The sequence below is a fragment of the Mycobacterium sp. smrl_JER01 genome (assembly GCF_048513595.2).
Lineage (GTDB): Bacteria > Actinomycetota > Actinomycetes > Mycobacteriales > Mycobacteriaceae > Mycobacterium.
Map to the genome: position 1 here is coordinate 569,997 of NZ_JBLXXK020000001.1, position 13,922 is coordinate 583,918.

General features: G+C 67.4%; 13 protein-coding genes. 6 read left to right on the top strand and 7 right to left on the bottom strand.

Features of this window, described 5'->3' with window-relative positions:
* Window positions 1-109: 109 nt before the first annotated feature.
* Entirely contained in the window at window positions 110-430 is a 321-nt protein-coding gene (locus ACNUDN_RS02695) for a hypothetical protein (protein WP_419120512.1), read from the bottom strand.
* Between the two features lie 188 nt (window positions 431-618).
* Window positions 619-1,479, bottom strand: a complete 861-nt coding sequence (locus ACNUDN_RS02700) for an SDR family oxidoreductase (protein ID WP_419120513.1) — start codon at window positions 1,477-1,479, stop codon at window positions 619-621.
* Window positions 1,480-1,704: 225 nt separating this feature from the next.
* Here ACNUDN_RS02700 and ACNUDN_RS02705 point away from each other — a divergent pair, with 225 nt between their 5' ends.
* Window positions 1,705-2,166: a GNAT family N-acetyltransferase gene (locus ACNUDN_RS02705; RefSeq protein ID WP_419124986.1), complete on the top strand. Its 462-nt coding sequence runs from the start codon at window positions 1,705-1,707 to the stop codon at window positions 2,164-2,166.
* A gap of 60 nt (window positions 2,167-2,226) precedes the next feature.
* A complete protein-coding gene (locus ACNUDN_RS02710) occupies window positions 2,227-2,517 on the top strand; it encodes a hypothetical protein (protein WP_419120514.1) in 291 nt (96 codons plus the stop codon).
* Here the strand turns inward: ACNUDN_RS02710 and ACNUDN_RS02715 are convergent.
* Window positions 2,499-3,245, bottom strand: coding sequence for an MBL fold metallo-hydrolase (locus tag ACNUDN_RS02715; protein ID WP_431959287.1), 747 nt, complete (start codon window positions 3,243-3,245; stop codon window positions 2,499-2,501). The genes ACNUDN_RS02710 and ACNUDN_RS02715 overlap by 19 nt on opposite strands.
* A gap of 23 nt (window positions 3,246-3,268) precedes the next feature.
* On the opposite strand from ACNUDN_RS02715, the gene fgd reads away from it, so the two are divergent.
* Genes fgd through ACNUDN_RS02735 form a run of 4 tightly spaced genes read left to right on the top strand, consistent with a single transcriptional unit; the run spans window position 3,269 to window position 8,566 of the window.
* Entirely contained in the window at window positions 3,269-4,279 is a 1,011-nt protein-coding gene (fgd, locus tag ACNUDN_RS02720; RefSeq protein WP_419120515.1) for a glucose-6-phosphate dehydrogenase (coenzyme-F420), read from the top strand.
* Window positions 4,280-4,299: 20 nt separating this feature from the next.
* Window positions 4,300-5,271, top strand: coding sequence for an endonuclease/exonuclease/phosphatase family protein (locus ACNUDN_RS02725; protein WP_419120516.1), 972 nt, complete (start codon window positions 4,300-4,302; stop codon window positions 5,269-5,271).
* Window positions 5,272-5,288: 17 nt separating this feature from the next.
* Window positions 5,289-7,388, top strand: a complete 2,100-nt coding sequence (gene pta / locus ACNUDN_RS02730) for a phosphate acetyltransferase (RefSeq protein ID WP_419120517.1) — start codon at window positions 5,289-5,291, stop codon at window positions 7,386-7,388.
* 5 nt (window positions 7,389-7,393) lie between these two features.
* Window positions 7,394-8,566 carry an acetate kinase gene (locus tag ACNUDN_RS02735; protein ID WP_419120518.1) on the top strand — a complete coding sequence of 391 codons (1,173 nt, stop codon included), beginning with the start codon at window positions 7,394-7,396 and terminating at the stop codon, window positions 8,564-8,566.
* Here the strand turns inward: ACNUDN_RS02735 and ACNUDN_RS02740 are convergent.
* The 4 genes from ACNUDN_RS02740 to glnX form a co-directional block, all read right to left on the bottom strand.
* Window positions 8,486-8,944, bottom strand: a complete 459-nt coding sequence (locus ACNUDN_RS02740) for an STAS domain-containing protein (RefSeq protein ID WP_419120519.1) — start codon at window positions 8,942-8,944, stop codon at window positions 8,486-8,488. The genes ACNUDN_RS02735 and ACNUDN_RS02740 overlap by 81 nt on opposite strands.
* A 272-nt stretch (window positions 8,945-9,216) precedes the next feature.
* A complete protein-coding gene (locus ACNUDN_RS02745; RefSeq protein ID WP_419120520.1) occupies window positions 9,217-11,514 on the bottom strand; it encodes a serine/threonine-protein kinase PknG in 2,298 nt (765 codons plus the stop codon).
* Window positions 11,514-12,503: a glutamate ABC transporter substrate-binding protein gene (locus ACNUDN_RS02750; RefSeq protein ID WP_419120521.1), complete on the bottom strand. Its 990-nt coding sequence runs from the start codon at window positions 12,501-12,503 to the stop codon at window positions 11,514-11,516. The genes ACNUDN_RS02745 and ACNUDN_RS02750 overlap by 1 nt, the downstream gene beginning before the upstream one ends.
* Complete coding sequence (gene glnX / locus ACNUDN_RS02755) at window positions 12,503-13,822, bottom strand: protein kinase G-activating protein GlnX (RefSeq protein WP_419120522.1); 1,320 nt, start codon at window positions 13,820-13,822, stop codon at window positions 12,503-12,505. The genes ACNUDN_RS02750 and glnX overlap by 1 nt, the downstream gene beginning before the upstream one ends.
* Between the last annotated feature and the right edge of the window lie 100 nt (window positions 13,823-13,922).

Sequence of the window (13,922 nt, forward strand, 5' to 3'; positions counted from 1 at the left end):
CGCGACGGTGGCCGATCCGGACACCGAGATCGGCGGTGACTGGTCGACGGTGGTTCCGCAGGCGGACAGGGTCAGCGCGGCGGCCGCCAGCATTGTGAGATGTCGGCGCTCAGGCACCGGGCTCACCCCCGTTGGCGCCCGGCCGCCCGGGCTGGATCGGACGGCTCGCCACCGTGTTCGCTCCGGCGGTGATCTCCCGCCAGACGATGTTGAGGAATTGCCGGACCTCGGTCCAGCGCACCCGGGCGTTCGCCAGATGCTCCTCCAGGCGGTCGATTTCGGCATGTTGCGCACTGAGGTTGCGTCGCGCCCGCAGGGCGTCCTTCAGTTGTGCCACTGTCTCTTCGGCTTCCCGCAACATCTGCTGGAGCTCACGGTCGAGGTCGTCGGGGTCGCTGTCGTGGTGGTCGCTGTCGTGGTGGTCGCTCATATCGTCTCGTCGTCGCTCATGTGGTCGCGTTCCCCTCGGAATCGGCAGCGGTGTCAGCGGCATGCGTCGATCGACAGGGGCATACCCCGGGTGCGGCGAACGCAGCACGAAGAATCGTCAACCTCTGGGTGTCCGGCAGGTGACGGTTCGGCGACCGGAAGGCAAGGCGGGCCTACCGACGGCAGGGCCTACTTCTGCGGGCCTTCGACCACCCCGAGCGCGGACTGCGCGCGCTGTTCGTAGCCCTGACGCTTGGTGGTGTCGAAGTCCAGGAACACATGGTCGAGGCCGAGCTTCTTGTTCATCCAGCGGCGACCGCGTGGCCCCAGCATCTGAGCGGCCTGCGCGGTGAACCGCAGGAACGGCGGGACTGCCACATGGGTCTTCGGCTTGTCAAGCGTTTTCGCGATGGCCGCGGCAATGTCCTCGGGCTCGACCGGTTTGGTCCCCGCGGTCTCTTTGGTGCCCGAGATCAATTCGGTCTTGGTGAACGGAGGCATCACCACCGACACGTGCACGCCATGCGGTGCGACCTCGTCGGCCAGCGCCGCCGACAGCCCGACCACGCCGAATTTCGCACCGACGTAGACGACCTGTCCCGGCACCGGGATCAGCCCGGACAGCGACGCAATGTTGATGATGTGGCCACGCCGACGGGCGATCATGTCCGGCAGGGCCAGCTGGCATCCGGTGATCACGCCGTAGAGGTTGACCTCGAGGGAGGAACGGATGGACTGCTCGGACTGCTCCAGGAACGGGCCGATCGGCATCACGCCGGCATTGTTGATCAACACGTCGATGTGACCGCCGCCGTCGGTGCGGGCCTTGTCGAGGAAGCTCGCGAAGGATTCGCGGTCGGTCACATCGAGCGGATAACCCGATGCCGGTCCGAGGTTGCCCAACCTGGCCACCGAGGACTCCTGCAGGGCCACGTCACGGTCGCCGATGACCACGCGTGCTCCGCGCTTGAGCAGGGCCTCGGCCGTCGCGTATCCGATGCCTCGGGCCGCTCCGGTGATGGCGACGGTCTTGCCGCGGATGTTGTCCATGCCGGCGAACTTTACATGTGTCAAGTTTTTGTGGGAAGGGGGTGGACGCCGGTGGCTATAGTCAGCAACCCGCGCCCGACGAGCAGGGGCGCCGACGAGGAGGGCGTATCTGATGGATGAGCGGTGGCGTGGGAACACGCGCGGCCAGTGATGGACCATCCTCGAAATGCCCGGCCATCCGCCGGTGCCGGTGTGCCGGACGTGTCGGGACCCGGTGTGAGGTTTGTGGCCGTCGCCCAGGACGACCCCCTGGCCGCACCGTTGCTCGACGAGCTCGCTGTCGAATACGCCGAGCGCTACGGGGGCTCCCGGGACAAGGTGGGGGCCTGGCTGCGCGGATACCCAGCCGCGGAGTTCACCGCCCCGCACGGCGGATTGTGGATCGGGCTGGTGGACGGAAAACCGGTGACCGGGGGCGCGTTCCGGCGTTTCGACGCGACCACCGCGGAGCTCAAGCGGATCTGGACCGACGCGAACCACCGGCGCAGGGGCTACGGCCGCGCGCTGGTGTCCCGGCTCGAAGCCGACATCGCAGCACGCGGTTACGCCCGTATCTATCTGACCACCGGTGACCGCCAGCCCGAGGCTGTCGCGCTGTACCTGTCGATGGGTTACACGCGGTTGTCCGAGCCGCTGCAGGCCGACGGCGAGGTCTATCCGGTCGCCTTCCTCAAGACGCTCGCATGACCGGTCACCAGGGAAGAAGGCGCACCCGGCAGGGCCGGTCGGGGCGATAGGCTGGCGGACGTGTCGCAGACGACCGTCGGGTGGCTGATCCTGGCCGCGGCCGCGCTGACGTTCATCGTCGGCGCGCTCTCACGGGTGTACGTCGGTCGCCGCCGGGACAGCAGAGCTGTGCGGGGCCTTGTGCACACCTTCCGCAGAACCGGAATCGCCCGGGTCCTGTTCGGCCGCTTCGAATCCGACGTGCTCGACGACGAGGAACTCGACACGATGATCCTGATGCCGTCGATCGTCATCGCCTGCGGCCTGACACTGACGGCGATCTTCCTGCTCGGCTACAAGACGCTGGCCTGATTCACCGCATCCCGGACCGATCCCCGCCACAGCGGACCGTGCCCGGGCAGGAGCACTTCGGTGTCGAGCATGCCCAGCGCGTCCAGGCTGCGCAGACAGGCGTCCTCGTCGTGGTTGAACACCGGCGGCAGCAGCTGCGGGCCTCGCCGAGTCGACACCGGATGGCCGGTCACCAGCGCATCCCCACTGACCAGCACACCGTCGACAACATAGGAACAGTGCCCGCCGGTGTGTCCGGGCGTCGGGACCCACTTGGGCGCGCCGGGCAATGCGGCGGCGACCTCCTCGGTCAGTGCGGCGGTGCCGGCGATGCCGCCATGGTGCAAACCGCCCTTGCGGATGATCGCCACCGACCAGGTGAGCCAGCGGGGCCGCCACGCCTGTGCGGCGACGGCCAGGGGGGAGGCCTGCTCCAGATACTCGCGCTTGGCATGACCGACTTCGTCGGCGTGACAGTAGACAGGAGTGCCGTGCTCGGCGGCGAACCAGATCGCCGAACCGAAATGATCGATGTGCGCGTGGGTCAACAGGATTGCGCGGACATCGGCAGCGCCGAACCCGAGCCGGCCCAGCGACTCCAGCACGTCGCCGCGGCTGCCGGGAAAGCCCGCGTCGATCAGGACGACACCGGCCTGGGCGCCGGAGCCGCCGGTGACGAGGGTCCAGTTCACCAGGTCGGTCTGCGCGAAATGAACGTTGTCGGTGACGGCCGTCAGAACCGGTGCCATGGGTCGAGTGTAGAAACTAGGTTATGGCTGAACTGAAACTGGGCTACAAGGCGTCGGCGGAGCAGTTCGCGCCACGCGAACTCGTCGAACTCGCCGTCGCCGCCGAAGAGCACGGTATGGACAGCGCCACCGTGAGCGATCACTTCCAGCCGTGGCGGCACGAGGGTGGCCATGCGCCGTTCTCGCTGGCGTGGATGACCGCGGTGGGGGAGCGCACCAAGCGGCTGCAGCTCGGAACGTCGGTGCTGACCCCGACGTTCCGCTACAACCCGGCGGTCATCGCCCAGGCGTTCGCCACGATGGGATGCCTGTACCCGGGCCGGATCTTCCTCGGTGTGGGCACCGGTGAGGCTCTCAACGAGATCGCCACCGGATACGAGGGGGAGTGGCCGGAATTCAAGGAGCGCTACGCGCGGCTGCGGGAGTCGGTCCGGCTGATGCGGGAGCTGTGGCTCGGCGACCGCGTCGACTTCGAGGGTGAGTTCTACCGGACCAAGGGCGCATCGATCTACGACGTCCCCGAGGGTGGCATCCCGATCTACATCGCCGCGGGCGGACCGCAGGTGGCCAAGTACGCCGGCCGGGCCGGCGACGGTTTCATCTGCACGTCGGGCAAGGGCGCGGAGCTCTACCAGGACAAGCTGATCCCGGCGATGCGCGAGGGCGCCGAGGCGGCGGGTAAGAATCCGCAGGACATCGATCGGATGATCGAGATCAAGATCTCTTACGACACGGATCCGGAGTTGGCACTGGAGAACACCAGGTTCTGGGCGCCGCTGTCGCTGACCGCCGAGCAGAAGCACTCCATCGACGACCCGATGGAGATGGAGAAGGCCGCCGACGCGCTGCCCATCGAGCAGGTCGCCAAGCGCTGGATCGTCGCCTCCGATCCCGACGAGGCGGTGGCCAAAGTCGCTGACTATGTCGGCTACGGCCTCAACCATCTGGTCTTCCACGCGCCCGGTCACGATCAGCGACGCTTCCTGGAGCTCTTCCAGCGCGACCTGGAACCGAGGCTGCGCAAGCTCGGTTAGACGACGCCGGCCCGGGCGGGATGATCCGGATTTTCGCGACGCTGTTGGGCCTGGCCGCCCTCGCCGTCGCAACGGCGGCGCTCGGTGTGCGCCATCTGCCCGTCACCGGGCACCCGACGCTCATCGTCGCCGCGGCGGCGCCGTACCTCGCGCTCGCCGCGCCGGTGGCGATGCTGCTGCTCGTCCTCGGCAGACGCTGGCTGCTCACCCTGGTCGCGGTGGCGGTCACCGTCGCGCTGATGTGGGTGTATGTGCCGCGCTACCTGGGTCCACCGGCATCCGATCCGGCCGCTGTGGAGGTTCGGGTTCTGACGGCCAATCTCGGTATGGGACAAGCAGACCCGGCGGCGTTCGTGTCCTTGGCCGGCGCGACCGCCGACGTCGTGGCCGTGCAGGAGATGACGCAGGAGGCTGCCGACGGGCTGTCGGCGGCCGGAATGGACGCGGTGTTCCCGCACCGGGTGATCGTGCCTGCCCCCCAAGCCTCCGGAATCGGCATCTGGAGCAGGCACCCTGTGGTGCACTCCGGGCGCATCGACGGCTACGCACTGCCGATGGTGGGCGCCCGGATCCGCATTCCGGGGGTGCGCGTGGATGCCACGGTGCTCTCGGTGCACCTCGCCGCGCCGTGGCCGATGCCGATCGGCACTTGGCGTTCCGACATCACACGCTTTCCGGACACGCTGCGCGAGGTGGGCACCACCGCGGGGGCGGGCGCGGTGATCGTGGCCGGGGACTTCAACGCCACCGCCGACATGGCTCCGTTCCGGAGGCTGCTGGAGCAGGGGTACGGCGATGCCGGCGCCGACGCCGGGGCCGGGTTGGCACGCACCTATCCCGGACGCGGGATGCGGCCACCGCTCATCGGCATCGACCATATTCTGACGAAGAACTGTTCGGCGGCGATCGCGCAGACCGTCGTGGTGCCCGGCGCCGACCACCGCGGACTGCTGGCCACGTTGCAGGTACCGGTGGACATGACGGCCAGCTGACGGGCAGGCTTTGACACGTGCCCGATTCCCCCAAGGCAGCGACATATCCCATCTACATCGCGTCACCGGAAGGTGACACCGGAAAATCGACCATTGCGCTGGGCATCCTGCATCAGCTCTCGGCCACGGCGGCCCGGGTCGGCGTGTTCCGTCCGATCACCCGGGGCGACACCCGAACGGCGGAGGGCACGGAGGAACGGGACTACATCCTTGAGTTGCTGATGGACCACACCACCGCGGGCCTGCCCTACGAGGACTGCGTCGGAGTCACCTACCAGCAGCTGCACGACGATCCCGACGCGGCGCTCAGCGAGATCGTCGACCGGTTCCACCGGGTCGCCGACCGATGCGACGCGGTGCTGGTGGTCGGGACCGACTACACCGATGTGGCAGCGCCCAGTGAGCTGTCGGTGAACGCCCGGATCGCCGCCAATCTCGGCGCACCGGTGGTGCTCGCGGTCAAAGCCAAGGGACGAACGCCCAGCCAGGTGGCCCACGTCACCGAGGTGTGCATGGATGAGATCGCCGCCCAGCACGCCTACACCGCGGCGGTGGTGGTGAACCGGTGTGACCCGGACCAGCTGGCCGAGGTTGCCGACGCACTGGCCAAGGTCGCCCCTCGAAGCTATGTGCTGCCCGAGGAGCCGCTGCTGGTGGCCCCCTCGGTCGCCGAACTGCAGAACTCGGTCGAAGGCAGGCTGGTGCAGGGGGATTCCGTCCTGCTCGATCGTGAAGTTCTCGACGTGCTGGTAGCGGGGATGACGGCCGAGCATGTCCTGGAACGCCTCACCGAGGGCGTCGCCGTCATCACCCCCGGTGACCGCTCCGACGTCGTGCTCGCGGTGCTCAGCGCGCACGCCGCCGAAGGGTTTCCGTCGCTGTCGGCGGTCATCCTCAACGGCGGTCTGACCCTGCACCCGGCCATCGACTCGCTGGTATCCGGGCTGGGCCTGCGGTTACCGGTCATCGAGACCGGATTCGGCACCTTCGAAACCGCCAGCCGGGTGGCCGCGACCAGGGGGCGGGTGACCTCGAAGTCACACCGCAAGATCGACACCGCGCTGACACTGATGGAAGCCCACGTCGACACCGCGGAACTGCTCGAGCACCTCGCCATTCCGATCCCGTCGGTGGTCACCCCGCAGATGTTCGCGTATCGACTCCTCGATCGGGCGCGGGCGAACCGCAAGCGCATCGTGCTTCCCGAAGGCAACGACGACCGCATCCTGCGGGCAGCCGGTCGGCTGCTGCACCGCGGTGTGGCCGATCTGACCATTCTGGGCGACGAAGCGCAGGTCAGGGCGCGCGCGGCAGAACTCGGACTGGACCTGTCGAGCGCGGACATCCTCGACCCGCAGACCAGCGAACTGTGTGACCAGTTCGCCGAGCAGTATGCGAAGCTGCGGGCGCACAAGGGGATCACGGTGGAGCAGGCGCGCGAAATCATCCACGACGTCTCGTATTTCGGCACCATGCTGGTGCACAACGACATGGTCGACGGGATGGTGTCCGGGGCGCGGCACACCACGGCGCACACCGTGCGGCCGGCTTTCGAGATCATCAAGACCCAACCTGACGTCTCCACGGTGTCCAGCATCTTCCTGATGTGTCTGGCCCACGAGGTGCTGGCCTACGGCGACTGTGCCATCGTCCCCGACCCCACCGCCGAACAACTCGCCGACATCGCCATCTCGTCGGCACGCACCGCAGCGCAGTTCGGCATTGAACCGAAAGTGGCGATGCTGTCCTACTCGACCGGAACGTCGGGCACCGGAGCCGATGTGGAAAAGGTCAGGAAGGCCACCGAACTGGTGCACTCCCGAGCTCCGGAGCTCCTGGTCGAGGGCCCGATCCAGTACGACGCCGCGGTGGAGCCGTCGGTGGCGCAGACCAAGATGCCCGATTCGTCGGTGGCCGGGCACGCCACCGTGCTGATCTTTCCGGACCTCAACACCGGCAACAACACCTACAAGGCCGTGCAGCGTAGCGCCGGTGCCATCGCGATCGGCCCGGTGCTGCAGGGCCTCAACAAACCGGTCAATGACCTCTCCCGGGGTGCGCTGGTCGAGGACATCGTGAACACCGTGGCCATCACGGCGATCCAGGCGCAGGGGTGAGTGCGGTGGCGCGGTCGGTTCTGGTACTCAATTCCGGCTCCTCGTCGGTGAAATATGCTGTTGTCGAGCCGGATTCGGGCACTCTCGTCGCCGACGGGATCGTCGAGCGGATCGGGGACTCGGGCGGTGACGGGCACGGGGTGGCCGACCATGCCGAGGCCATGCAGGTGGTGTTCGACTCGCTGGCGGCCGACGGTCACCGGCTCGAGGAACTCGGACTGGTCGCGGTGGGGCACCGCGTGGTGCACGGGGGACCGAATCTCTACCGGCCGACCGTCATCGACGAGGAGACCATCACTCAACTGCGGGATCTGTCACCGCTTGCACCGCTGCACAATCCGCCGGCGATCCTCGGTATCGAGGTGGCCCGCGACGCGTTGCCTGACCTGCCACACATCGCGGTCTTCGACACGGCGTTCTTTCACGACCTGCCGCCGGCGGCGGCCAGCTACGCCATCGACGCCGAGGTCGCGCACGAATGGCAGATCCGGCGCTACGGGTTCCACGGAACCTCGCACCAGTACGTCAGCGAGCAGGCCGCGGCATTTCTCGGCGCGCCGCTGGAGTCGCTCAGCCAGATCGTGGCGCACCTGGGCAACGGCGCCTCGGTGTCGGCCATCCTCGGGGGCAGACCGGTCGAGACCTCGATGGGCCTGACCCCGATGGAGGGTCTGGTGATGGGGACCCGTTCCGGTGACGTGGACCCCGGCCTGATCTTCTATCTCTGGCGTACAGCCGGAATGGGGGTCGAGGAGATCGAGACGATGCTCAATCGCCAATCCGGGGTGCGCGGCCTGGGCGGCCAGGTCGACTTCCGGGAGCTGCACCGCAGCATCGAATCGGGCGACCCCGCAGCGCAATTGGCGTACGACGTGTACATCCACCGGTTGCGCAAGTACCTCGGCGCCTACCTGGCCACCCTCGGTGCGGCCGACGTGATCACGTTCACCGCCGGGATCGGGGAGAACGATGCGGCGGTGCGCCGCGACGCGCTGACCGGCCTGACGGCGTTCGGTGTGGAGCTCGACGAACACCTCAACGAGAGCCCGAGCAGGACCGCACGCCGCATCTCCCCGGATGGAGCACCGACAACGGTGCTAGTGATACCCACGAATGAGGAGCTGGCGATTGCCCGGGCGTGTACGGGAATACTTGCCGCCGGCCTCGGCGACGGGTAGTTCACGCACCGGGTCACAGATCGTCAACAGCCGGCGAACGTGGGGGCCTGCCAGCAGACTCCACCGCACACCTCTGCGGGCACAGACGATGTTGATGTTGGACAGCGCGGCAAACCCCGACGCCGCGAAGAACTCGACGGTCTGCAGGTCCAGGATCAGCTTGCGGGCCGCGCCCAGCCGCTTCTCGATATAGCGCGCCAGCGCCATGCTGTTGGTGGCGTCGATCTCTCCGTGGATGGTCACCAGCACGGTCGCCGGCGGCAGTTCACACGCCGAGAACGTGGCTCGGTGCTGCTCCTCGCGCAGTTCGAACGAGGTCGGATCCGGCCGGAACACCCGCTGGGTGCTCGATGCGGGCAGTGGATCGTATATGGACATGTGGACTCCCCTACACGAAATCAGCCGAACACGTGATTCGTTGTTGGGTGCAGTCAGGGATCGGGCCCTAGGGTCTCAAAGCTGCGCCGATGACTCACCTTGTGATGCGCGTCACGATACTACGGAATTCGTCGCTTGACCATATCCGTCCGAAAATCACATGTATGTACCTTCACCTGGTGTTTTGCCCGTATGTCACCCACATGCGGTTGACTGCGCACGGGGTCTCGGCACTTCACGGTCTTGCAGCAACCGAATCCGTAGTTGCTGGGTCAGAACGTCGACATGGGCCGGACGCTGTTGGCGAGGTCGACCAGCGCGTAGCGGTGCGCCTGGGTCGGCGCCACCCGGGCCAGGCTGCGCAGCGAGGCCTCGACGCCGAGCTGCAGCCCGTGCTCGGTGAACGGAAAGCCGAGAATGTGGTTGGTGCTGGCGGTGTTGTCGGCCAGCCAGTCCATCGCGGTGCCCAGGACCAGCGCGCGGATCTGCAGAACCCGGGGCTCGGTGTCGGGCAGTGCCTCCACCCGGCGGGCCGCGTCGCGGATGTGCTTCTCGGTGATCTCGCTGGTGGACCGGCCGGACAGCAAGGTCACCGCGCTGGTCAATCGTGCAGTCGTGAAATGCCTTGAGGTGGCCGGGACTTCGTCAAGGGTGCGGACCGCGGCGTCGCGGTCACCGCCTGCCGACAGTGCCCGGGCCAGGCCGAAGCCCGCCGAGATCACCCCGTGATCGGTGGACCACACGGTGTCGTAGAACTTGCGCTCGTCGGGGGTTCCGGCCAGCTCCGCGGTCGCCGCCAGCGCCAGCTTGGGAGCCAGCTCGCCGGGCAACGTATCCAGCACCTCACTGAAATGCTTTGTCGCCGAGTCATAATCGGCGGTCAGGAGTTCCGAGACGGCGCGGAACCAGACCAGCCGCCAGCGCCAACCGACCCGGTTCGCCAGATCGTCGAGCTTGCGGGTGGCCTTGGTGACGTCGCCGAGGTCCAGCAGCGCGCGCACTTCCATCAGGGGAAGTTCCACCGACTGGCTCAGGTCGATGCCCTCGGAGTCCAGGGCGCCGTGCCGCGCGGCGCGCAACGAGTCCAGGGTCTGCACCGGCTGGCTGAGCACCGTCGCCGAGAGCACCGTCGCACCCACGTCGGTCGGATCGACCAGGGGTACCTGCAACGCCCTGACGATCTCCTGCGCGGTCAACTTCTCCGAGTGCACCTGACCGTCGAGATAGACATCGGTGTGGGCGACGAGCAGGTCGATGCCGAACGTCGACCGAGACGGGCTGAACGTCGTCGACAGGCCGGGCCGCGGCGTGCCGGTGTCGGTGGCCACGACCTCCCGCAGCACGCCCATCAGCTGGCTGGACATCTCTTCGGCGCTGCCGAAGCGACGCCGCGGGTCGGGATCGATGGCGCGCCGCAGCAACCTGCCGAACGAGTCGTACTCGGCCAGCACCGGATCCTCTTCCGGGAGACCGTCGGCGTAACGGCCCTTTCGGGTGCGCAGTTTGAGCGTCAGCGCCGCCAAGGTGCGGCCCACCGTGTAGATGTCGGTCGCGATCGTCGGACCGGTGCGCACGATCTCGGGTGCCTGGTAGCCAGGCGTGCCGTAGAGATACCCGAACGAGTTGATCCGCGACACGGCGCCGAGGTCGATCAGCTTGAGCTGGTCCTCGGTCACCATGATGTTCTCGGGTTTGAGGTCGTTGTACACCAGCCCGAGCGAGTGCAGGTAGCTGAGCGCGGGCAGGATCTCCAGCATGAAACCGATCGCCTCCGCGACCGGCAGCAGGGAGCGTTCGGACTTGCGCTGCCGGGTGGCCTGTTTGAGCGAGGTGCCGCCCACGTACTCCATCACGATGTAGCCGACCGGGTTGCCGTGTTTGTCGTCGTGTTCGACGAAGTTGTAGATCTTGACGATCCCGGGATGGGTCACCTCGGCGAGGAATTGACGTTCGGCCATGGCGATGGCCTGTGCCTCCGCATCGCCGGAATGGACCAGTCCTTTGAGCACCACCGGCCGGTCGTTGACGTTCTTGTCGAACGCCAGATACACCCAACCCAGTCCACCGTGGGCGATGCAGCCTTTGATCTCGTACTGGTCGGCCACGATGTCCCCGACGTTCAACTGCGGCAGAAAGGAATACGCGCTACCGCAATGCGGGCACCAGCCCTCCGACAGTGCCCTGCCGTCCTTCGTCGAGCGGCCGACCGGACGGCCGCAATTCCAGCAGAACCGTTTCGACTCGGCCACCACCGGGTCGGTCATCAACGCCGAGAGCGGATCTCGCGCCGGAACCCGCGGGATCTCCACCAGACCGCCGCCGAGCCTGCGGGTGGGAGACATCTTGCGGGTCACCGTCGTCGTCGTGGACTGCGGTTCGGTGTCCCCGCTGTGAACCGCATCGCTGTCGTCATCGTCGTCGTCGAAGAAGTTGGGGCGGAACACCGCCTGCGTGGCCATCGGCCGCACTGTCGACATGGTGTCATCGGCCAGGTCCGAGAAGCCCGCCGGCTGGGTGCCCGGGCCCTCGTCCAGCTCGGCGGCGGTGTCCACGTCGTCCGGTTCGGTCATCAGTCCGTATACCTCCCCACCGGGGGAGCAGGGGCCGGGCCCAGAACGGTCAACCACTTGCGGTACAACGTGTTCCAGGTGCCGTCCCGGCGGATCCGCTGCAATGTGCCGTTGACGAACCGCACCAGGTCCGGGTTGTGCAGGTTGACGCCGATGCCGTAGAGCTCCTCGTTCATCGAAGGCCCGACGATGTGCAGATACGGATCCTGGGACACCAGCCCGGCCAGGATCGAGTCGTCGGTACTGACCGCGTCGACCTGGCGCTGCTGCAGGGCGACCAGGCAGTCGGCCCACGTCACCACGCCCACGATGATCGGGGGCGGCGTGATCTGCTGGATACGTTCCAGCGAGGTGGTGCCCTTGGCCACGCAGACACGTTTGCCGGACAGATCCGCCGACTGCCTGATGTTGGAGTCGCGGGGGGCGAGAATGCGCTGGTTGGCGGCCAGATACGGGGTGGAGAAATTGACCAGCTTCTTGCGCTCGCAGGTGATGGTCATGGTCTTGACCACCACGTCGACCTCGTTGTTCTGCAGCGCGGCGATGCGGTCGGCCGAGGACAGGATCCGGTACTCGACCTGCGACGGGGTACCGAAGATGTCACGCGCGATCTCGCCGGCGATATCGACGTCGAAACCGGTGATCTCCCCGGTGATCGGATCGCGGAAGCTGAACAGATTGCTGCCGATGTCCAGGCCCACGATCAGGCGGCCGCGGGCCCTGATGTTGGCCACTGCGTTCTCGGCGTCCTCCTCGTTGTCGAACGGCCGCAGGCTGGCGTGCAGATCGCAGTCGTCGTCTGCCGCCGAAGGAGCGTGCGCCGGCTCCGGGGGCAGCTCCTCCAGCCCCGCGGGCGTCGGCGGCGCGAGTGTGACGCTGGGCGTCGGCACCACCGGCGACGCCTGCGAGCATCCGCCGAGCACCAGCACCGCCAGCAGCAGTGCGCCCAGGCCCCTGGCCCAGGGGATGCTCGACACGGGATTACTCATCAGCGGTACTCGCTCAGTCTCGGCCAGATGCCCAACGCCACCGCCACGGCCGCCGCGATCGACAGTGCAGCCGCGCCGACCGTCGCGCCGGACAGCACCCGGCGCGCATTGACGATGTCGTTGCGCAACTGGTTGCGGCTCTGCTCGATGCCCTTGGACAGCGCCTCGTCGAGCTTGTCGAACGCCGGGGTGGAGTCGTCCTCCCCGGTGCCGAGTGCGACCTGCGTCGCGGCCTGATAGTTGCCCACCGCGATGTAGGCCGAGATCCGGTCATCGGCGGCACGCCACCGGTCCAGCAGCGCCCCGGCGTCGGCCAGATCGGTCTTGTCGATCGAATCGTCCCGAGCCAGGTAGCGGGCGAGCTGTTCCTTCATCGAATCGATGCGCTGATAGTAGGACTGCTTGCGAATGTTCTCGTCGCCGCGGCGGATCAGCGACAGGGTCTCGTCGGCGCGCGCCTGCTGCGCGGTGATCGCCAGCGTGGTGACGGTCTTGAGGGACTCGGCGGCGGTCTCCTTGGCACTGCGGCTGTCGCTGGTCGAGATCACCAGCGCGGTGCCGACCCACATCAGCATGATCAACACGGCGAGGCCGCCGGCGACGAAACCGACGTTGACGCGGCGCCGGGTGCGTTTGGCCAACCAGCGGTTGGCGAACACCCCGAACAGCAGGGTGGCGACCACCACCAGGATCACCGGTGTCGGAATCCGGGTGGAGGCTGTCGTCTCGGCGTCCACCCGGGCCGAGGTCTCCTCGTAGAGCCGTTGGGCGTCGGGCAGGATCTGCTGCTGCATCAGGGCCGACGCTTCCGACAGATACGACGAACCGACCGGGTTGCCCGCACGGTTGTTGGTCCGGGCGATCTCCACCAGCCCGGTGTACACGGCCAGGCGGGCATTGATCCGGCCCAGCAGCTGGACCAGCGGTTCCTCGGTCAGTCCGCTCGACGCGCGGGTCACCGCGACGGAAGCATCGGTGATGGCCTGCTCGTAGCGCTGCCGCACCGCGCGCGGTTCGGCGCCGGCGATGAACGCGGTGGCCGCGGCGGCGTCGGCCACCGACAGCGTGGTGTAGAGCTGCCCGGCGGCGAACGACAACGGCTCGGTGTGGTTGAGCACCGTCGTCAACGCCTGCTGGCGGTCGTTGATCGTCGTCGAGGTCGCGAACGCGCTGGCGACCACCAACGCGGCGAGCACCAGTCCGATGCTGAGGATGCGCCCGGGGGTGGTCCAGAGGAACCACCAGCGCGGATGGCCAGACGCCGTCGGCGACCGTGACGCAAGAGGTTCGGTCGAGGGGTGCGCCAACTCCACAGTCACGTCTGCGCGGACCTCATCCTGGTCTCGATCTTTCCGGCCGTCGTTCAGCCACAAACTCTAGCTAGGGTCGCATCTATGAGGGAATTCTAAGAGCTGCCGG